Consider the following 20154-nt stretch of genomic DNA (forward strand, 5'->3'; position numbering starts at 1 on the left):
TGCACCCCCTGTCAGAAAAATTCATGCCCAGATTTGGCAATGCCTAAAAACTTCAGCGCCACCCACCGGGCAGCGCTGAAGTAAAGGGACTTTTAGGTCTAGCTAGACCTAGCCAATCTAGACGTTAGCTAGTTTGGCTTCCGATCGCTTTTGCAAAAGCTGAAGAATTGAGCTTTTCTCAATCATGCCCATCAACGCTCCTTCTTTCAAAACTGCCAGAGCCGCAAGCTGCTTTTCTTCCAAAAGAGTCACAACTTCCAGCAGAGGCTGGTCTGAATCAACCGTTTCGATTTGAGGCGCAGGCTGCATTAGCTCACTAACTTTGACACTCCACCATTCATTTGTGGGAATGCCGTTTAAAGCGTCAACAGGAATTTCGCCTACCAGATGTCCCTGCGGATTGGTGACCAAATACTTCCGCCACTCTGCTGCGCTGCCAATGATGTAATTATTGGCAAACTCTCGAAGGAGCAGTTCCTGAGAAATAATGGGGCTGTTAGGAATAATCGCATCCGCTGCCGTCAGCCCACTCATTTGCTCTTGAATGCTGGCTGCCTGTGCATAGCGATCGGCGTTCTGCAACAGAAACCAGCCCACCAACAGCGTCCAAATGCTGCCTATATTGCTGATGCCCAGCATATACAGGACACCCAACCCAATGGCAACCCAACCCAAAAACTGACCTGTCTTGCTGGCAAATGCAACGCCTTTGTAAGGCTTGCCTGTAATCTTCCAGACGATCGCCTTCAACACGTTCCCACCATCCAGAGGCAGACCGGGAAGTAAGTTAAACAGCGCTAACGCCAAGTTAATAGAAGCAACCAAGCTAAGAACCGCTGCTCCAGCGCCCGTGATCCCAGAAAAAGTGCTGGCAGCCGTAAGACTGCCCCAGAGCAAGAGGCTGACTAGAGGGCCAGCGATCGCCACCCAAAAAGCTCCGGCTGGCGTTTTCGACTCTTCCCCCAAACTGGCTAAACCGCCGAACAGAAATAGCGTAATAGAGTTGACAGGAATGCCCTGCCGAATTGCAACAAAGCTATGTCCTAGCTCATGTGCCAAAACCGAGGTAAATAAAAGCAAAGCTGCAACCAATCCCAAAACCCACGCAGATGCTCCCAAAGTAGGGAACGAAAGCCCAAGCTGGTTGCCATAATCCCAAGTGATTAGACTCAAGATTAAAAACCAGGATAGGTTCACATAAAAAGGGATGCCAAATAAACTTCCGACCCGTAGGCTGCCATTCATACCGTTGACCTCCTGTGCATAGATTCATCGTAACGAAGCATGATTCATTTTTAAGCTGTCAATTGATAGAGATAGCCGCCCTTGCCTATATTTTGTAAAGCATACTTCTAGTTCCCGCTTGAACTAGGACGGGGCAGCATATGCTGCATATACAGAGAGGATCTTCGGATTTAGAGTGAGAGAACTATTTAAACTATCTATAGGTTGCTTGCATGCATCTCAACCAGATTGAAACCGACCTGCAAAACTCAGATTTCCACTATCGGCTGAAGGCAATCTCTGCCCTCAAAGATTACGCTCCGGAGGTTGCCGTTCCTATCCTGACTCAGCATATGCAAGATCCAGAATTTCTGGTGCGAACATTCATTGCTAGAGAATTAGGGCGACAGAAAACCTCAGACTCTTTTGCTGCGTTGCTGCACATCATGAAGTTCGACAACACGCCCAACGTGCGGGCAGAAGCTGCTAACTCCCTCTCTCTGTTTGGCAGAGTCTCTGCCTCTCATCTGGTTGAGGCATTTTTTAGAGATGAACACTGGCTGCTGCGGCGCAGTATTTTGGCGGCTCTTGTGGAGCTAGAGTGTCCTGAAGAAGTTCTAGAAGTTTGCAGTTTGGGTTTAGCAGGAGAAGATGCTGCTGTCCAGGAGGCATCTATTGATGCGATCGGGGCATTAGTCAACACTCGTCAAGAGAGTGCTGCCTTAGCACAGCTTCTTGACTTAAAAAACTCTGGCGCTGAATATCTGCGGGTGCGGGTTGCCTATGCCCTAAAGCATTTTGATCAGCCTGAAGCCAAAAAGGCGCTGATAGAGCTGAGGCAAGACCCCGATCACAGAGTTGTTGGGGCAGCTATGGAAAATCTGCTTTGAGTCTTAGCAGCCTGAGGTTTGGCCCATTTAATGACGCTCTTAATTTTCTACCTTGAAATAATTTTATGTAGAGCACAGTTCTGCCCAAAAACTTTGAACAGTACCCCTTGTGGGGGTAGCACGCTCCTGCTGGGAATTCTATGATCGCAGGTGTATAGGTGCATAACTAGACAAATTTGTCTAGTATTCTGTAACTTTCTTTACAGAACCTAGCCCATAAACTGCCAAAATCAGGAACCTGCTGCAAACGAATTTAAGGCAGGTCAATTCAGAGACACTCGATATTGTTATTTATACGATAGGAGAGAAACCATGTCTGAGACTTCCCCCAGCGGACAAATGCTTTGGAAACTAGAAGGTTCCGATCGCATTCTGCACCTACGGCACAATCCTTCAGAGCCATGGCGACCCTACGAAGAATTCCCGCAGTATGCCTTACCTGACCCACAAGATTTCTCCAAGGGCATTGCCACCTTTATGGCGCTCCTCAAAAAGAATTGGGAATCTGTCAAGTCTGAGCCTTAGCTCCTGACTTCGCTCTCTAGCAAGCTCTCTCTTGTTGTTTGGCAAGTCAGAGGATGAGGCGTATTGAGCTGTTGTTCAGGGTGGCTGAGGAGACGCGATCGCATCTCTGGACTCAATCCCTGCACCTGGCTAAAGTCGGCTCCAGCAATGCTTTCAAACTGTTCAAACTCAGCTTCCGTTAGATCGGCAGCTCGTAGGTCTGCTCCGGCAAGGTTAGCGCCATTGAGCCGCGCTTGACGCAGAAACGCCCCCGTCAACCAGGCACGGCGCAGGTCAGCATGGGTAAGCCGCGCACCCCACAGATTGGCTCCTGTCAGGTCAGCTCCGCCCAGGTACGCCCCCAGGAGATTAGCGCCCTGCAAATCGGCACAGCGCAGGTTAGCCGTATTCAGCGGGGCACCGTTTAAGTTGGCAGAAGGCCCGATCGCCCCACAGGATTTATAGGCAAATCCTTCTGGAAAGCGAGTCTGGCTGTCGTACCTAGCTCCCTGCAACTTGGCATTCGTTAAGTCGGCGCTGCTAAAATCGGCTCCGCAAAGATTCGCCCGATACAGGCAAGCTCCCTGTAAATTGGCGTAGGTCAGCAGCGCCTTACCTAGATCAGCTCCCCGCAAATCGGCAGCACTCAAGTCTCCGTGACTCAGATCCGCTTGACTAAGCCTAGCTCGAACCAAAATCGCCTGATGCAAATTAGCTTTTTGCAGATCGACGCCGCCAAAGTTGAACTGATACAGATCGACCTGGCTGAGATTGGCTTGGCTAAGCGCACCCTGCACTTCAAGGATCGCCAAGACTGCTTCGGGTATTTTCTGAGACTCCTGACCTAGAAGGGCTTGATTGAGTTTAAGGGGGCTGGGCATGAGGGGCGATCGCGGTATTATGAGCAAATATTATTTGCGAATATTGTACCGTGCGCTACCTGCTTGTTTCGTAAACCCACAGGTGAACCCACAGGCATCAGCGAGGTGTTTCCATGACCTGCTAACAGAGGGAAGATTATGTCGATTGCCCAGCCCATGACCATGATGGAATTCTTCCAAAAGAGCGAAGGAGTTTGGTTTACTCAGCGCACCGTGCATCATTTTGACACTGTGGCAGACGAGTCAGGAGAATCGAAACTCTATGTCGGCATGGTGACAGCAGATGACGATCGGATTCAGCAAATTTGCGAACCCCAAAACATCGACCCCACTAGCGCCAGAGGCGGAGCCAGCTTCATGTGGCAACCCCATCCTAGCGACCAAGCACCCGACCCAGACAAAGCAGCCGTGCTGGTAGATGTACCCGATGATCAGACAGGGCGATCGGGCAAACTGCTTCGCAACCAAGGCTACGTCGAAAAAATCCCCGTCGTCAGCCGCTACTGGTTTGGCAAAGACGGCATCTTGACGATCGACACCGACTACGACAACAGCCAAGGACAAGAGCGCTGCTGGTTCATCACCGACGACTTTCGAGTCCGCGTCAGCACCGTACGCATGGCAAACGGCATCTACCTCATGACCTACTGTTCTGAACGGCGCTGGGTTACAGACACAGACCTCGCCCAGATGATTCAGCACAACGCAGTTAGGGCAGCAGCTCTCATCTAGAGGCTTAGAATTTTCGATTTGACTAACGCCCGATCGCCCCACCCATGCAAAGCGACCCATGCCGCTTATCTACTCTCTCATGCAGAGGGGGTGTGGGGGACGTGCCCGTCCCCTGCCGGGGGTTTGGGGGAGACCCCCAAGGCTGTTGGCTGTTCAAAGCTGTTATGGCCATAGCCACAGATGTTAGGGCAGAAACATTTTGCAGGCGCGCCCACAAAAACGCTATTTCACACAACGCTCTGCAATCCGCAGCTTCGCCGATCGCGATCGCCCATTATCCCTAATCTCCTCCTCCGTTGGCACAACCGGCTTCTTCGTCAGCACCCGCAGCATTTCAGACTCCCTGAATCTATGCTTCACGATCCGATCCTCCAAGCTGTGAAAGCTGATAATGCCAACCCGCCCTTCTGATTGAAGCCAATGTGGTGCCCGTTGAATAAAAGCCTCCAACACATCCAGCTCCCGATTCACCACAATTCGTAGCGCCTGAAACACCCGCGTCGCCGGATGAATCCGCCCATACCGATAGGAATGGGGCACCGAATAAAAAATCAGCTCTGCTAGTTCCGTCGTCGTGTGTAGCGGACGCTTCTCCACAATTCGTCGAGCCATCTTACGAGAAAGCCGCTCCTCGCCATAGGTGTAAAAAATCCGCGCCAGCTCCACCTCATCCCAAGTATTAATCACCTCTTCAGCCGTCAGATCCTGCTGCTGATTCATCCGCATATCCAGAGGAGCCGCATGGCGAAAGCTAAAGCCACGATCGCCCCAATCAAACTGAGCCGAACTCACCCCCAGATCTGCAATGATGCCATCAAACAGCTGATCACCCGGATCAAACTCAGCAAAGTTGGTATGAAAAAAACGAACGCGATCGCCAAACTCCGCCAGCTTCAGCGCAGAAGCCGCGATCGCCTGCTCATCTTGGTCGATCGCCGTCAGCTTCACATCCGGAAAAGCCGCCAAAATCAAGCTGCTATGTCCGCCGCCACCCACCGTCGCATCCAAATAATGTCCACCAGGCTGCACCGCTAGCCCCGCGAGCAGCTCACGGCTAAGCACAGGAATATGGGCAAATAGGTCGGGTGGCTCAACGAGTAAGTCAGCTTGAGCAGCAGCTTGATCGGCAGGTTCTATCACAGAGTTTTCAGGTTCTACCTTCTCACCCTAACGTTAGGCAGTTTGCAAGGCAAGCGTTGGGTAATCGGTATATCCCCGCTCATCGCCCCCATAGAAACTAGAGCGATCGTAGGGATTTAGCGAGGCATTCGACGCAAAGCGTTCCGGCAGATCAGGATTCGAGATATACAGCCGCCCGTAGGCAACTAGATCTGCCTTGCCTTCCGCGATCACCGCATTGCCTTGATCGCGATCGAATCCACCTGCCGCGATCAATGTGCCGCTGTAGATGGGGCGAAAAGCGCTAGTTGTCAAAGCAGCCAGATCTGTCTCTGGCGTATCGCTCACCCAGCGAGGCTCAACCAAGTGGAGGTAGGCGAGATCAAAGCGATTCAGCGCTTCGATTACATAGCTAAACAGTGCCGTCGGATTGGAATCTGCCATGTCATTAAACGTACCGCCAGGCGAAAGCCGCACGCCGACGCGATCGCTTCCCCACACACCAACCACCGCCTCCATCACTTCCAGCAGCAGCCGAGCGCGATTCTCGATCGAGCCGCCGTAGGCATCCGTCCGGTGATTAGAACCATCCTGCAAGAACTGATCCAGCAAATAGCCGTTTGCCCCATGGACTTCTATGCCATCAAATCCCGCCGCCAAAGCGTTCTCAGCAGCCTGACGGTAATCCTCAATAATGCCAGGAATCTCATCAAGCTCCAAAGCGCGGGGCGTGACAAACGGCTGCTCGCCTGTAAAAGTGCTTGCCATGCCTTGAGGGGCGATCGCGCTGGGCGCAACGGGCAGTTCACCATTAGGCTGCAAAGACGGATGAGAAATCCGCCCCACATGCCAGAGCTGGAGGAAGATGCGACCGCCCTTCGCATGAACAGCAGCCGTCACCAGCTTCCAGCCTGCAATTTGTTCCGCAGAGTGAATTCCTGGCGTCAGCGGATAGCCCAACCCTTGGGGAGAAATTTGCGTCGCTTCAGCCACAATTAGCCCAGCAGAGGCACGCTGCGCATAATACTCGGCGTTGAGTTCTCTCGGTACATTGCCATCGCCTGCCCGATTGCGGGTGAGAGGAGCCATCACAATCCGGTTGGACAACTCGTAGCGACCGAGCTTGACAGGAGAGAAGAGATCTGAAGTCATAAAAATTTAGATGGGGTAATGGATTAGGGCGATCGTTTGTCTGAAAATCGTTTGTCTGAAAAGCTAAGTTAACGCGATGTGCGACTCTTTTTCTAAAGCTCTTGATCTACATGGGGCAGGTATCTTGCCTGCCTAGATTCGGACGGGCAAGATGCCCATCCTACAAGGCTTTCAGACCAAGTCGCACATCGCGCAAGTTACTTAAAAACTAGGCTGCTTGAGAAGCGGGCTGATACGCTAGGACAGAACTTAATTTTTTAGCCAGCTCCGCTTTAGGCACAACCCCGACAATTTCATCCACAACTTGACCGTCTTTGAAGATCAGCAAGGTCGGAATTGCCTGAACCTGATACTGAGTAGCAAGGCGATCGAATTGATCGATATTCAGCTTGGCAATTTTCACCTGTCCTGCAAAGTCCGCCGCCAAAGACTCAACAATGGGAGCAATCAGGCGACAAGGCCCACACCAAGGTGCCCAAAAATCAACCAAAACGGGCTGCAAACTAGACAATACCTCAGGCTGGAAGTTAGCCTCTGTAAGGGTGATAACCGATGTCGAGTCCATAGATGTAGAGTTCATAAAAGCACCTCTAAAGTTCTAGAAGTTGTTTGCCTAGAGGTTGTTGACGCAGTGAAATAGTTAAACAACCATTTGAACTTCATCCTAGACCGATTTACTATAAAAGTCAAGTAGTTATTTAACTATTTCAGTATTTGGCAATTTCAACCGAGAACGCCCCTAGAATGGGAGTACAGTTCAAATCTTTAATTCTTTATTTAGAAACTTTTATGTCTGGTCACGAGATTAAATCAGCTTTTGTAGATGCGATCGATAAAAGCGATACCGAGCAGCGGGCAAAAATCTTTGCCTCCCTTGCTGACCCAACCCGGCTAGGCATTGTCGAGCTTTTGTCCCTCCAGGGCGAACTCAGCAGTTCGGAAATTGCCAATCAGACCGAAATTAGTCTGGCTTTGCTCTGCCACCATTCCAAAATTTTGGCGGAATCGGGTCTGGTCTATACGCGCAAAGATGGGCAAACCCGTTACTATCGCCTCAATCAAGCGCTGTTAGCAACCTGTTTTGCTAGCTTAGTAGAGCCAAAATGAAGGCTAGGGACTTAGCAGCCCTTTTATCATGGGTTAACAACCCTTCATCCGATCGCCCCTCATGCTCAGCCGCATCAAAGATATCGCCGTCAAGCTCTCGCCGCGCCTGATTGAAATTCGTCGTCACATTCATAGCCACCCAGAGTTAAGCGGTCAAGAATATCAGACTGCTGCCTATGTCGCAGGTGTGATGTCTTCCTGTGGGCTGCATGTGCAAGAGCTAGTGGGCAAAACAGGCGTAGTGGGAGAACTTGAGGGGGCAGGCAAAGATCAGCGGCGACTTGCCATTCGTGCCGACATGGATGGACTGCCGATTCAGGAACGCACGGGACTAGAATTTGCCTCGCACCAACCTGGAATTATGCATGCCTGTGGTCACGATGTTCACACGACCGTGGCGCTGGGCACGGCGATGGTTTTGTCGCAGCTCGGCGAACCCTTACCCGGCAATATTCGCTTCTTGTTTCAGCCTGCTGAGGAAACAGCACAGGGCGCAGGCTGGATGATCAAAGATGGCGTGATGAAAGACGTGAACGCCATCTTTGCCGCCCATGTTTTTCCTACGATTCCTGGCGGCTCGATCGGCATTCGCTATGGAGCGCTGACCGCCGCTGCCGACGATCTGGAGCTGATTATCCTCGGAGAATCCGGGCATGGCGCACGTCCCCATGAGGCGATCGATGCCATCTGGATCGCTTCCCAGGTAGTTACCACCCTCCAGCAAGCTATCAGCCGTACCCAAAATCCGCTGCGCCCGGTGGTGCTAACGATCGGACAAATTCAGGGTGGACGCGCCCCCAATGTGATTGCCGATCGGGTGCGAATGCTGGGCACCGTGCGATCGCTCCATCCCGAAACCAGTGCCCTCCTACCCGACTGGATTGAAAATATTGTGGCGCAAGTTTGCCAAACCTACAGCGCAAAGTACGAGCTAAACTATCGCCGGGGCGTGCCTTCAGTACAAAATGACCTGGCTTTAACGCAAATTATGGAAACAGCGGCGCAAGAGGCTTGGGGTGGCGATCGCGTCCAGATTCTGCTGGAACCTTCTCTCGGAAGCGAAGATTTTTCGCTGTACCTGGATCATGCCCCAGGCACCATGTTCCGCCTAGGCGTAGGCTTTACCAATCAGCCCAACTATCCGCTGCATCACCCTCAATTTCAGGTCAATGAACAGGCGATCGTTGCTGGGGTTGTCACTATGGCATATGCTGCCTACAAGTATTGGTTAACTGAGCTTGGCTAACTAAGCTTGGCTAACTAGACTCAGCTGACCCGCTAAAAGCTATTCCTCAGACGGATGCTGTAGAAATTCATAACCTCTAGCCTAGAAAAGTAATTCCTAGAAGAGGTTAACCTGATGTCTGCCCCTCAACCGCTCCAAGGTTTAGACCTAATTGATTGCGCCAAGGCAAACGCCAAGCAGGGTGTTGACGTAACGGCAGAACTCTGTGGCTACGATAAAGACACGGCTAGATTTTACCAGGCGCTTCAAGAAGCGGGCGATCGCATGGGCATTCATATTACCGAGCTGAGTGATTTGATCACCGCTCAGCAGACAGTATTGCAAGAAGGTGGGATTGAAGTTGCGCCCGATACACCCGCCGATCTCTAGGCTCACTTGACTTCCCGTTTAGCCAGCCGTGCCAGAATGTTGCGCGTGACCTGCTGCGTTGCTTCATTGCGATAAGAGGGGCGAAGCTGCGGCACATTATAGTCATCTAGCCCCCAGCTCCATTGAATTGATCCAGTGGCAAAGACGATCGCTCCGCTTTTTGCCTCGTACACCGTCGTATCGGCATAGCGTGTTTTTCCGCGATAGATGTAGGGAGAATGGGCGATCGCTACGGTTCCATCCGGACTGGCAGCCGTCATGCGATCGACCTCATAGCCCAAAAGCCCTGGCAACGTATCGCCCGGTTTTAAGCCCGTGTTTGCCAGCACCCAGTCAGGCGAAGTCGGTGCGAAATTCAGATCTGCTAGCACTGGATCGGTTTGATACATAACCCCCATGAGAGCCGCTTCAGGTAAGCTCACCGGGGATTGCCGCCAGCGGGTCGTCACTTGGCGATCGTTATCTGTTATCGTGTCCTGCATAAAAGGATCGCGAACCGATCGCTCTTTGTAAGCAACAATTGTCCGGTTGATTTCCCCATTCACTTTGCTATTTTCAAAACGGATTTGCCAGTAGCAGGTGTTTGCCGAAAAAAATCCTAAGCTTGTACCCCTATCTCTCGCTGCCTCGACGTTCTGACGCATTGACCAAGACCAATACTCATCATGCCCAACTGTGAGAAAGACGCGATGGGAAAAAAGTAGCTCTGAGTCAGCATGAGTATCAATATCAGTAACATAGGTGACATCGTAACCTTCCTTTTCTAGCCATCGCACCATGTTATATTCCCAGCCTGCGCTAAATGTGTGGCTAGGCGGCTGAATATTAGTCAAAAACTCGCCAGCCCCCACGCCATAGGCAGCATCTGGGTTGGGGCTAATAGCGTAAGGGCGATTGAAAGAGACTTTGGAAACCTGTCGTCCTCGGCTATTCCACTCATAAAGTGACTTGCTGCCCCAGTTGTTGTAAGCCTGATAGGTCGTGACGCTAGATTGAAACAAAAAATCTGAAGGGCGATGTTCCTTCACCACAAAAATGATGTAGCTTTGCTTGCCGCTGTTTGCCGTCAGCTTTGCTAGATAAAAGCCGCTTGTCCAGTCGTCTGGAATCTGCAAAACATAGGGATCTTGCCAGTCGCATTCCATAGGATTATTCAGGTTAAATAGACCCGTCCAGTCGCCTAGATTGCCCAAATCATTACTTAATGGAATAGTTGGAATAAACTGGCGGGTACCAGGACGATCGATCGCCTCCATCATTTTTCGTCCGCCCCTGCCGCCATACCAGCCCATCCGAAAAACTTCGATCGCGTAACTCGGTGATACTGTATTGACAAATAGCTTGATTTTGCCCCCCTGATCAACGCTAGTTAAAGAAGCATATCCCTCAATTTCTCGATGTCTTGCCGGGTCAGTAAGCGACCACTTTTCACTGCCTTCTTGCTGATTTTCTAAAATGATCGAATTGACTAAAGGCTGCAAAACTGAAGACTGCAATGATTGAGCTTTGACCCAAACGCTGAAAAGGCTAATAATCAGCAGAAACGTGATGAGAACCACTAAAAAATAGCGGCTTCTCCAGACTTTTACAGAATGGTATAGCGATGAACTTTTTAATAGTTGAGTGAATACTCGATCGATCGTCCTCATCAGCGCTCTAAGCAAGTTAATTAAAATAGACAAAATGACTAAAACCCTCCACTTCTCCAGCATTCCGCCCTGCTGTAGGAATATTTAGTCAACGCTCAATCGAATAAGAGCGAAATTTGGCATGGCTTGATCTGGCTATGAATTTTTTTGAAAAGGGCGCTTTACGCCCCTTTCAAAAAAATTCACGCATAAAATCAGAAACGCCCGAAATCCTACGGTCGTCATTTACCCAACGGATTTTTAAACTTACTTTATCAGGTTGTATTGACTGGAGGCGTATTATCTCTTGCAAAAGTTAAATAGCTGAAATATCCTGATCCCAATGCGATCGCTGCTGATCTTTCACCTTTCATCTGTCAAAATTCTCTGATTCAGTCCCATTCGCCGTGAGCCGACGTGTCTTACTCCAAACTCATTATTGGTGCAGCAATTTTTGATATCAGCGGTTTGCCTAAAGAATATCTCACCTCAACTGAGAGCAGTGATGTGAGCTGGGTACAGACTATTTTTCAGGCGTTGGGTCTACAGTCGCTGCTCACTTCCTCCATCAAGTTAGAGGGATTTCGCCATGTCATCGTTCATGCTAAGGACTACCGGGCGATCGTCGTCAAGCAAAAAGTCTGCTACACTGCCCTACTCTGTCAATCTGAAACGCAAATCTCAGCAGAATTAATTCAATGGGCGATGGAGTTTCAACCTACCACCCTCAAAAATGATCCAAGATTCAGCGTAGTCTGAGCTTCTGTCTACTCTTTATAGCTGTCGCCAGTTTACTTCGGACATTTTGGGTGGGGCGCTTAGCGCCCCACCCAAAATGTCCACGTCCTAACCGCTTTAGTGGTTGCCGTAGCATTACGTAATTGAGTTAGGACGAGTTATTTTTTGAGAGCTGCGCGGAGCGCAGCTCTCAAAAAATAACTCATTAGATCTGAGCGCGTAGCGCTACATATCAGCAGAACTTTATTTAGGAGTTGACCTTTCCATGCGTTAGCATAGAGTAAAGTTTTGTAACCTGATGCCATGACCACCAAATCTCCTTCCGTTACTCCCAAGTTAGAAGAACCCAAGTTTGGCTTCAGTTCCTATGCTGAGCGCCTGAATGGTCGTGCGGCTATGATTGGCTTTGTTGCTACTCTGGCGATCGAATATGCTACGGGTCAGGGGCTATTGTCTTGGTTAGGTTTGTACTAAAATTTCTGAATACTAAAGCTTTAGGCATTCTTTCCCAATAGCAGAATTTGCGCTAGAAACAACGTCTCTAGCGCAAATTCTGCTATTGGGAATTCTGTGTCTGCAAATTCTCCTATGCCCTGTGTCCTCGAAAACAGCTCAGCCAGCCCCAACCGCCGATAATAATAATCATCCAGGTTAAAACGCTTGTCCTCAAGCTGGATTCACGATGGATTTGAAGCTGATCAACATTTGCCTGAAGCTGATATGCAACCCGTTGCCAGTAGGGATTATGACTAGCCATTAGGTGCTTGATATGGCTACGCGCGGTTTCGATCTGGTTATTTTTCATCGCTGTATCTGCCATTTTCCATTTAGCAGCATCCATAGCCCAGTCTTGATTCCAGAGCTTAATTTTTGTTTGGCTAGTCTCGTACAAAAGATTGTCGGGAGCGATCGCCCTTGCCATCTTTACCGCATTGTCTAAGTTTCCTCCTTCATAGGCATCTTCCGCGAGGGTCAGAATTTGCCCCGACCATTGGCTAATCAACTCCTGTGCGGCAAGCCGATGCTTTCCTTCTACTTGACTCGCCAAGGCGATCGCATTTTTCAACTGGTCTTTAGCTGCTGCTTGGTTCGCTCTTTCCAGGAGTTCAGTGTCCTTAATCTCTATCTGAGCCTTGATCTGAGTCTGGCATTTTTTAAGCACCGCTTCTGTCTGCATATGAACTAGACTCGACAGATTGGCGGTCAAAAGCAGTGTTTTGGCATGGGTGATACAGTCCCTATAATTCTCCTCGCCCCCCGCTTTTTCCAAAGAGTTAATGCGGCTAAGCATCTCTTGCTGATCGGCTCTTTTCTGCTGCGCTACGTCTGCCTGGGTGACTAGAGTTGAATGAATAATTATTGCAGTTAAAAACATCAGAACGCCCAGGGTTAGCAGCACAGCCAACGTGATTCTGCGAACACGATGCCGATCAGGCGGAGGGAAAGCAGCGGGGAACTGCGTAAAATCAGGAACATAAAGCTCGGCTTCTGAGTTCGCTTCTGGACTGGGATGAGGCGATCGACTGCCATGAGAGGACGGAGTGCATTTAGCTTGAGATAGAGTCATATCAGGAACTCCCGGCTTTAACAAGTGCTGTCTAGACGTTGGTATCACAACGTGAAATGGTTTCAGGTGAGGCATTTCAAGATGAGGTCAGGAACGTATCCCCTAACTGGGCGGCACGCTTCCATAGGGTTGCACCAAAAGCGTCAACCCCACTCGACCGATCACCCAAACCTGCTCACTGGGGAGCAATGACCTGGAAGCAGAAGCTCGGCTGGATGGTTGCCAAATCTCAGCACCCCAGAGAGATCCTTGAAATTTGACTCTAACTTTGTCGTTGGCGACCGTAATGGCTTGGTCTACTTTGCCAAGAGCCGGGATCGGAAACATTTGTACCGTGACTGGAAATTTGGATGGCATGAACATGATCTACCTTGTAGAGATAAGTGAATATAGATGGCTTAGCGAATTCACCGAAAGGCAACCTACTCTCCTCACTGGCGATCGCTGTTTGATATCATAATAAGATATTAATAGCTTAAGGATTATTCTGCAAGTAGCCTAAAGATATATCTATAAGTGATACTAGATGGTGTGGATGAGGTAAGCGTGAAGAGAGATCTGTAAAATCCGCTAATCTTTAATGAGGATGAAGAGCTATCTCAGTTGAAAAATGCGAAGGTATGAAATTTCTGTGAACTTTAGATGAACTACAGTTGACATTGATATCTTTAGTTGATATCGTGGCAGAATTGCTGAAAGTTTAGGCACATCCTAAATCGACAGCCACGCGCCAGCAGTCGTCAAACGCGATCGCATTCAGGGTAAAACGCTTTTTGAAAAGCTTTTCCTCTTAATGCTATGTTTTGATGCGGCGATGGCATATCGAGTTACGATGTGAGGGTCTTTTGTGGGTCGGCTTCTGGTCAGGCATGGCGATCGGGCTAAATGCTTCTATTTAGCGCGGAGCGGGGTATTTAACAGAGCTTTAATTAGTGAGCACTGTTAGTCCTGCCCTAGGTCATTTTCAGATTAGAAAAGCCAGCCTAGCGGAGTCGATCCGGCTAAACTTCAGCATTCAGAGCATCAATGTGCGTCTACCCCGAATTTAATCATGAACACCAAGAGATTTTGCGCGCTATTTTTTGTTACTCGAACCCGCCAGAAATTCCCTGGACTGATGTGCTGAGCTTGATGAACACTTTCACAGTATGTCCTAGAGCAATGACTCTAGTGACTAATGAGAGAATTTGCTTTTCAGCGATGCAAGGAAGTACCCATCGGGTAGTTATTTTACCCCGTTCAGTGGATGAATTTTATATAAGCCAGTACATGGTCGAGAGTATTCGGAACTTCTTGATCTCTATTGGAATTGAGCCATTCAGTAACTAAGAATTATGCTGCAATATAGAGGATACAAAGCAAAGGTTGATGTCAATCAAGAAACCGGGAAGCTACTTGGTAAGGTTCTTGATATTGCAGACGAAATTCCTTTTGAAGGAGAAACCTTTAAGGCCGTTGAGCAGGAATTTCGTAAATCAATTGATGCCTATCTTGAGTTTTGCAGCAAGTTGGGAAAAGAACCCGCTAAGCCTTTTCCAGGAAAGTATCTGTTTCGGACAACTCCAGAAATTCATCGAGAGATCTATCTAGCTGCTTCGTTAAAAGATCAGAGTGTTAATGCCTGGACAGAGGCTGTCTTGAGCGAAGCGGCAAGAGAAGAGCTAAATAACAAGACGAAGCAATCGCTTGGCGCTAGAACAGACCGTACCCTCTCTCTGCAACCCTTGGTAGAAGAATCCACTAAGTTTGCAGAACTTATTCAGGTTGTGAGTCCCTATTTGAAGAACAGGGATTTTGACTCTACGATGCAGCTCATTCAGAGCTTAGAAAAACTCTGGCTCGATGTCGAAGACCTCCATCCGGCTTTGAATGTCGAGGAGCCTGAGCAAATGTCAGACTTTTTAATCGCCGTTTTGACTTTCTTCCAATCCCTCACAAAAGATAATGCAGTTGTCCAACAGACTCAAGGTAAGGAAATAAAGTCCGTTGAGACTGTAAAAGCGGCAAAATCTGCTGATTATCAGGGAATTGATGTATCCCGGGATATTTCTGACTCAGTGTATATTTAGGTAAAGCATGGCTGTTTGGCTTGTAGTCATGTATACTACAAAAGTTACAACTGCTAACAGATCAGATTTTGGGTTGTTCTAGTGGTCAGTACTAGACCGTTGGCGATACGGGATACTGAGTCGTGGGTGTAATCTGTAAAAAATAATTAGGCAGGGCTGGAGTCAGTTCACAAGTCTCCTTATCGGTTGAGGATAAAACCTGTACCCAATCGTGGCAAGCATCTACCCCTCCGTTCCTGTTTCTGTTGTTATCAGTTACGGTTTACTAGGTCATCTTCATATTGAGAGCGGCTCTTCTATTATTCTTGGAGGGGCAAGAAATCGATCGCGGCAAGTTCTACAGCTCATTGCCGATAATCCTAATGTGACTGGGATTATTCTAAAGACCACTTTGGATAATGCCTACCTTCAGGCACGAACTTTTACTAATCGAGAGAAGTTCCGGAGAGAATTGTCTCTCCTTAAAAGCCAGGGATTTCAGATTCCTCAAAACTATCAATTCGCGGAAAGCGGAAGCCTCGTTAGCGATGAGGCGATGCGACTTGCTGAGTTGGGATTTGCGATCGAACATGGTTACAGGCTGATTGTTCACGATCCACCCGAATACCAAAGGCTAGCCCGTTTGCACCACGGTCACGAAGACTGCCCCTATCTCTGGCTTGAAAGAGATCTCAGAGAATTTTGCCTGGAGCAAAACTTACAGCAACTAGAGCCTTCAAAAGACCCCTTCGATCGCCTCCCAGCCGAGACAGAGCATTCGCTGATTCTAGGAGATATCCTGAGCGATCGCCACTCTCAGGAAGAACTACACATAAGGCTGGCGCAAATCGCGCTTCTCCTAACTGCTCTAATGTCTCCATTGCTTCGCTCTATCGATGAACTGAGCAAAACTAGCAGGCAGCTTAGCTTTGCGCCTGATCTCAATCTGTTTGAGTTTTTAGAACATTTTATCCAGACCCATTTTGAGGACATCCTATCAGGCGACCTACAGGTATTGCAGAGTCTCAAGGATGATTTAGAGGCTTCTCAAGCGATCGCTGGTGTTGATTTAACGCCGCAATTTTTATATCCATTGGTGAGTCAGCTCACTGCAATTCAGAATATACCAGAGCGGGCAAGTCTTGAAACTTATGCAGATCTTGTAGCAGAAGTAGAATTGGCAAGAGGCGATCGCTCTGTGCTTAATCGGATTGTCCTGTTCGTAGTCTTGGATTTGCAAAATTCCGATCTAGAGGTTGCAGATGCAGAGATACAGCCCAGCATAGGCAGAAATCCAGAGTTAAATAAACTTGACATCCTTACTCTTCCCTTTGAAGATCTAGATAATTTTAACAATACGGTATCTGAACCGCCAGAATCTGATTCCCCGATCGACTCTTCAGATAATGATAAAATTGTTCCCTCCCCGACTCATTTGCCCCAGCCCTCGCCATCCAAAAATCCAGTTTTAATTGTTCCCCCTCCATCACAAATCTCCGGTTCAGATTTTCCACAAGAACCAACGGAAGATATTATCTCTGTTGAGGGCAATGATGCTGCTGACGGCGGCAATAGTGAGGGAAATGGCGGCGGCAACGGCAACGGCAATGGCAATGGCAATGGCAATGGCAACAGTGGGGATAACAGCGATACAACGCCCAATCCGTTGCAGAATCCCTATGAAGGCAAACAAATCATCGTCATTCAAGCTGCTGAAGACCAGCAATCTATCCGCAACTTTGGCGGTGTAGGTCGAGGAGTCAATCCGTCTGAGGACGTCATTAAGGAAGTAGACACGCTGAAGTTTACGGGTGCTGGATTGACTGCCCAAAACCTGCTCTTGACTCAAAGCGGCAGCGATTTGCAAATCACGTTTGAAGGCATATTGTCCCTACAGGTTGTTCTCAAAAACCTGGTGCTGGATAACTTAGATAACCTCACCACGGAAACTCAAGCCTCGACCACGATCGGCAATATTTTATTTGACGGTCAAACCACAATCAGCGATAGCTTTGACATCTTCAATGCTGACGATAATCCTACCGTTGTCTATCGATCGAATACTGTCACTTTTTTGAATGACTTAGACAATACCACAGAGGGATTTGACAATTCGGACGACGTAATCAACGGTCAGGGCGGCAATGATATTCTCGTTGGACTCAGCGGCAACGATACGCTCAGGGGCGGCGATGGCGATGACTTGCTTTTAGGAGGCGAGGGTAATGATTTTCTGGTTGGCAACATGGGAGCAGATACGCTAAGCGGAGGGGCAGGAAGCGATCGCTTCTTCCTATCCCCTAACTCAGGCACAAAGATGATTGCAGACTTCCAGCTTGGCATCGATCGCATCCAGCTATCGGACGGATTGCGTCCTGCCCAGCTTTCTATCGTTCAAGATGGAAGCAATACCCATATTAATTTTCAGCAGCAGACTCTAGCTGTGCTGTTGGGTGTACAGGCTAATCTTGAGTCATCTATCAACCTATTCACGCTCTAGAAATGGCTGCCGCCAGTTTGCTGAGGACATTTAGGGTGGGGCGCTTAGCGCCCCACCCTAAATGTCCCCGTCCTAACCGCCTTAGATTTTGCCATATCACGGCAAAATCTAAAATCGCTACGAGCCAAAAGGCTTAGGCTGAATCGCTAACGTGGGGGCGATCGCTTGATAAAACTGCTCTGCTAGCTGCTGATTAGCCGCATCCGTTAGGCTAGTCGGACTCTGAAAAGCCTGTTCAGGTGTTTTAGCATACAAATCATGTAGATCCAGCAGTTTCACGTTAGGGGAAGTGTTGGCTACTTTGTCTGCCGCCGCCGTCAGCTCAGCGTAGCCTGCCTTAATTTTTTCGCTGTAGGCTGTGCCGAGCTGAGATAAGATGACAGTCTCTTCAGGAGTCAGGCTTTGACGATCGGAGATTTCAGGCTGAATACCGATAAGCAGACGCTTTTTGGTTGCAGAACTCCAGCGTACCATTTGCAGCAGGTGATTCTGGTAGCGATCGACCCGGCGATCGAGTTCAGCCGGATCGATCGCTAAAGCTTGGTCTAGAGTAACGTTGGCGATCGGTAGATTAAGGGTCGCCGTAGAAGCGGGTTGGGGCTGGGGCGATCGCAGCAGATATTGACGAAAACCGCGTACTAGATAGAGTTGCTCAAACCAATGAGTAATCTCACCTTTCACGGCTTCTAGTCCTTGAGCCTCTTGCACTTCGCCCTGCAAAACCTGATCTATTCCCGGAATATCCGCTCCGCTTTGAGAACTGGGCAAGACCAAATCGCCATAGCTGTCAAGCAAAATCACCAGATCGGGATTATAGTTGGCAACCTGCTGAATCAGCATCGCTAACTCGTTACCAGACGTATATCCCGGTACGGCTGCATTGATGACCCGATACTGACGATCAACAATTCGAGGCGGCAAGGTCAGAGCTTTATCCACATCTTCCGCCAGGTAGGGCAACACCGCAGGCTGAAACCGACTTGGGCTAGAGCGCTGCCTTGCCACCTGATTGTTCAACAATTCCTCTAGCTGATGGGCAAAAGTCGTCTGATTGCTGCTGCTCAATTGCCCAAATGCCATGGAGCCACCGAGGACAAAAATCCGCATTTCTCCAGGCGGCTTCTCTGGCGTGACGGCATCTGTGTCTCGAAATCCTTGAGGATTAATGGCCCAAAACTGGCTCTTTTGTTGAGGAGCCAACTGATAGCCCATCAGGGAATTGCGAACTGCCGACAGCTCACCAGAACCAGGTAATTTGCTGTAGGGCTGCCCTGCTGGGCTAAGAAACTTCAGACGATAGGACTCTACTTTACGATCCTGCTCAGATTGAGTCACCTCAAACTGTTGGCTAGCTCCCGTCAGCGTGACGACCAAGCGTGCCAGCAGCTCTAGACCGATGGGTAAACCCAGCAGCAGCAATACTAGGGGAACCCAAGAATGCCTCTTATTCTTTCGCTTCCAGGTGCTTTGGTTCCAGCCATTTTGCTTCCAGGTGCTTTGTTTCCAGCTTTTCCGACGACGGGTAAACATGAGCGCAATTCTCCTAATGACCTATCTGTGGCGATTTTCCATATAGCCTCAGTGATTCAAGATTTGGTAGTCCTCAAAATGTAATGATTTTTTGTGGGGTGGGCAAAGCCCACCCCACAAAAAATCATTACATGAGTACCAGTGCCCAAGATTTCAATAATCTGAGCGTAGAGCAACCCTGGAGCGACACAAACAGCATGATTCAGCTTATCTTAAAAACTGTACAGGGTATTACAAAAGTTGAACTGAGCTATGAATCTTATTTTATTCATTGCTGCTTTGGTTGTATCGTTCCTGGTTTTTGCCTTTCTCGTCAGAGTATTCAAAGCAGCCATTGGGACGGCGATCGCTGTAGCAGTCATTGTTTTAGTCCTCCAACTTGCGTTTGGAATTGCACCCACTCAGCTTTTGCAGGAAATTCGCAACCTTTTTGACAGACTTTGGCAGATGGTTCGCTAGTGGCAGCTATCCAAAGGCGATTTCGTAATGTTCTACCGTTGGAAAAGGATCGTAAAAGTGATGGAGCAGCGATCGCCACTCTTGATACTCGAAAGACTGCCGAAAACCGATCGTGTGGTCTTCTAGCGTTTGCCAGCGCACCAGCAGAATGTAGCGATTAGGTGTTTCTAGGCACCGTTGAAGCTCGTGGGAACGATATCCTGGTATCGCGGCAATGAGGGCTGAAGCGGTTTTGAAAGCAGATTCAAAGTTTGTAGATAGACCGGACTTTACATTAAGGATTGCAACTTCTAGAATCATAATTTTGAACGGGTGATGGTAGGGCGATCGCGTTTCATTCCCTCAGATTTTGGGATTTCTGCAAGATTTTGTCTACAGTGATTCCTGTTGAGAATTTCTATAAAGAACTTCTTTACTTCAACGACACCGAAGTAAAGACACTTGAAGGTATCTACAAACA

At 48.9% G+C, this 20154-nt stretch carries 21 protein-coding genes; 11 read left to right on the forward strand and 10 right to left on the reverse strand.

Going from position 1 to position 20154, the window contains the following annotated elements; translation table 11 throughout:
• Window positions 1-117 precede the first annotated feature (117 nt).
• Window positions 118-1245, reverse strand: a complete 1128-nt coding sequence (locus AC5JMP_RS23090; RefSeq protein ID WP_495853852.1) for a site-2 protease family protein — start codon at window positions 1243-1245, stop codon at window positions 118-120.
• A gap of 212 nt (window positions 1246-1457) precedes the next feature.
• On the opposite strand from AC5JMP_RS23090, the gene AC5JMP_RS23095 reads away from it, so the two are divergent.
• Window positions 1458-2114: a HEAT repeat domain-containing protein gene (locus AC5JMP_RS23095; RefSeq protein ID WP_495853853.1), complete on the forward strand. Its 657-nt coding sequence runs from the start codon at window positions 1458-1460 to the stop codon at window positions 2112-2114.
• Between the two features lie 312 nt (window positions 2115-2426).
• Window positions 2427-2639, forward strand: a complete 213-nt coding sequence (locus tag AC5JMP_RS23100) for a hypothetical protein (protein ID WP_495853854.1) — start codon at window positions 2427-2429, stop codon at window positions 2637-2639.
• On the opposite strand, the gene AC5JMP_RS23105 is transcribed toward AC5JMP_RS23100, so the two are convergent.
• Complete coding sequence (locus AC5JMP_RS23105; protein WP_495853855.1) at window positions 2636-3499, reverse strand: pentapeptide repeat-containing protein; 864 nt, start codon at window positions 3497-3499, stop codon at window positions 2636-2638. The genes AC5JMP_RS23100 and AC5JMP_RS23105 overlap by 4 nt on opposite strands.
• 138 nt (window positions 3500-3637) lie before the next feature.
• Here AC5JMP_RS23105 and AC5JMP_RS23110 point away from each other — a divergent pair, with 138 nt between their 5' ends.
• Window positions 3638-4231 carry a phycobiliprotein lyase gene (locus AC5JMP_RS23110; RefSeq protein ID WP_495853856.1) on the forward strand — a complete coding sequence of 198 codons (594 nt, stop codon included), beginning with the start codon at window positions 3638-3640 and terminating at the stop codon, window positions 4229-4231.
• Between the two features lie 222 nt (window positions 4232-4453).
• Here the strand turns inward: AC5JMP_RS23110 and rsmH are convergent, their stop codons facing one another.
• The 3 genes from rsmH to trxA all read right to left on the reverse strand — a co-directional run bounded on the left by rsmH (window position 4454) and on the right by trxA (window position 7082).
• Window positions 4454-5368: a 16S rRNA (cytosine(1402)-N(4))-methyltransferase RsmH gene (gene rsmH / locus AC5JMP_RS23115; RefSeq protein ID WP_495853884.1), complete on the reverse strand. Its 915-nt coding sequence runs from the start codon at window positions 5366-5368 to the stop codon at window positions 4454-4456.
• A gap of 36 nt (window positions 5369-5404) precedes the next feature.
• A complete protein-coding gene (locus AC5JMP_RS23120; RefSeq protein ID WP_495853857.1) occupies window positions 5405-6502 on the reverse strand; it encodes an alkene reductase in 1098 nt (365 codons plus the stop codon).
• 208 nt (window positions 6503-6710) lie between these two features.
• Window positions 6711-7082, reverse strand: a complete 372-nt coding sequence (gene trxA / locus AC5JMP_RS23125; RefSeq protein WP_495853858.1) for a thioredoxin — start codon at window positions 7080-7082, stop codon at window positions 6711-6713.
• A gap of 209 nt (window positions 7083-7291) precedes the next feature.
• Between trxA and AC5JMP_RS23130 the strand changes: the two genes are divergently transcribed.
• The 3 genes from AC5JMP_RS23130 (at window position 7292) to AC5JMP_RS23140 (ending at window position 9224) form a co-directional block, all read left to right on the forward strand.
• Window positions 7292-7609, forward strand: coding sequence for an ArsR/SmtB family transcription factor (locus AC5JMP_RS23130; RefSeq protein WP_495853859.1), 318 nt, complete (start codon window positions 7292-7294; stop codon window positions 7607-7609).
• A gap of 61 nt (window positions 7610-7670) precedes the next feature.
• On the forward strand, window positions 7671-8855 hold the full coding sequence (locus AC5JMP_RS23135) for a M20 family metallopeptidase (protein WP_495853860.1): 1185 nt from the start codon (window positions 7671-7673) through the stop codon (window positions 8853-8855).
• A gap of 114 nt (window positions 8856-8969) precedes the next feature.
• Window positions 8970-9224, forward strand: coding sequence for a hypothetical protein (locus AC5JMP_RS23140; protein WP_495853861.1), 255 nt, complete (start codon window positions 8970-8972; stop codon window positions 9222-9224).
• Between the two features lie 2 nt (window positions 9225-9226).
• On the opposite strand, the gene AC5JMP_RS23145 is transcribed toward AC5JMP_RS23140, so the two are convergent.
• Window positions 9227-10783 carry a N,N-dimethylformamidase beta subunit family domain-containing protein gene (locus AC5JMP_RS23145; RefSeq protein ID WP_495853862.1) on the reverse strand — a complete coding sequence of 519 codons (1557 nt, stop codon included), beginning with the start codon at window positions 10781-10783 and terminating at the stop codon, window positions 9227-9229.
• A 486-nt stretch (window positions 10784-11269) separates the two neighbouring features.
• On the opposite strand from AC5JMP_RS23145, the gene AC5JMP_RS23150 reads away from it, so the two are divergent.
• Both AC5JMP_RS23150 and AC5JMP_RS23155 read left to right on the forward strand, forming a co-directional pair.
• Complete coding sequence (locus AC5JMP_RS23150) at window positions 11270-11611, forward strand: hypothetical protein (RefSeq protein ID WP_495853863.1); 342 nt, start codon at window positions 11270-11272, stop codon at window positions 11609-11611.
• Window positions 11612-11893: 282 nt separating this feature from the next.
• On the forward strand, window positions 11894-12064 hold the full coding sequence (locus tag AC5JMP_RS23155) for a hypothetical protein (RefSeq protein WP_495853864.1): 171 nt from the start codon (window positions 11894-11896) through the stop codon (window positions 12062-12064).
• Window positions 12065-12176: 112 nt separating this feature from the next.
• Here the strand turns inward: AC5JMP_RS23155 and AC5JMP_RS23160 are convergent, their stop codons facing one another.
• Both AC5JMP_RS23160 and AC5JMP_RS23165 read right to left on the reverse strand, forming a co-directional pair.
• Complete coding sequence (locus AC5JMP_RS23160; protein ID WP_495853865.1) at window positions 12177-13157, reverse strand: hypothetical protein; 981 nt, start codon at window positions 13155-13157, stop codon at window positions 12177-12179.
• A gap of 102 nt (window positions 13158-13259) precedes the next feature.
• On the reverse strand, window positions 13260-13514 hold the full coding sequence (locus AC5JMP_RS23165; protein WP_495853866.1) for a hypothetical protein: 255 nt from the start codon (window positions 13512-13514) through the stop codon (window positions 13260-13262).
• 977 nt (window positions 13515-14491) lie between these two features.
• Here AC5JMP_RS23165 and AC5JMP_RS23170 point away from each other — a divergent pair.
• A complete protein-coding gene (locus AC5JMP_RS23170; protein WP_495853867.1) occupies window positions 14492-15226 on the forward strand; it encodes a type II toxin-antitoxin system HicB family antitoxin in 735 nt (244 codons plus the stop codon).
• A gap of 211 nt (window positions 15227-15437) precedes the next feature.
• Window positions 15438-17705: a calcium-binding protein gene (locus AC5JMP_RS23175; protein WP_495853868.1), complete on the forward strand. Its 2268-nt coding sequence runs from the start codon at window positions 15438-15440 to the stop codon at window positions 17703-17705.
• Between the two features lie 117 nt (window positions 17706-17822).
• Here the strand turns inward: AC5JMP_RS23175 and AC5JMP_RS23180 are convergent, their stop codons facing one another.
• A complete protein-coding gene (locus AC5JMP_RS23180; protein WP_495853869.1) occupies window positions 17823-19235 on the reverse strand; it encodes an SGNH/GDSL hydrolase family protein in 1413 nt (470 codons plus the stop codon).
• 252 nt (window positions 19236-19487) lie between these two features.
• Here AC5JMP_RS23180 and AC5JMP_RS23185 point away from each other — a divergent pair, with 252 nt between their 5' ends.
• Complete coding sequence (locus AC5JMP_RS23185; RefSeq protein WP_495853870.1) at window positions 19488-19694, forward strand: hypothetical protein; 207 nt, start codon at window positions 19488-19490, stop codon at window positions 19692-19694.
• Window positions 19695-19700: 6 nt separating this feature from the next.
• Here AC5JMP_RS23185 and AC5JMP_RS23190 read toward each other — a convergent pair whose 3' ends face one another.
• On the reverse strand, window positions 19701-19994 hold the full coding sequence (locus tag AC5JMP_RS23190) for an antibiotic biosynthesis monooxygenase family protein (protein WP_495853871.1): 294 nt from the start codon (window positions 19992-19994) through the stop codon (window positions 19701-19703).
• Between the last annotated feature and the right edge of the window lie 160 nt (window positions 19995-20154).

It is taken from the genome of Drouetiella sp. (assembly GCF_059504425.1).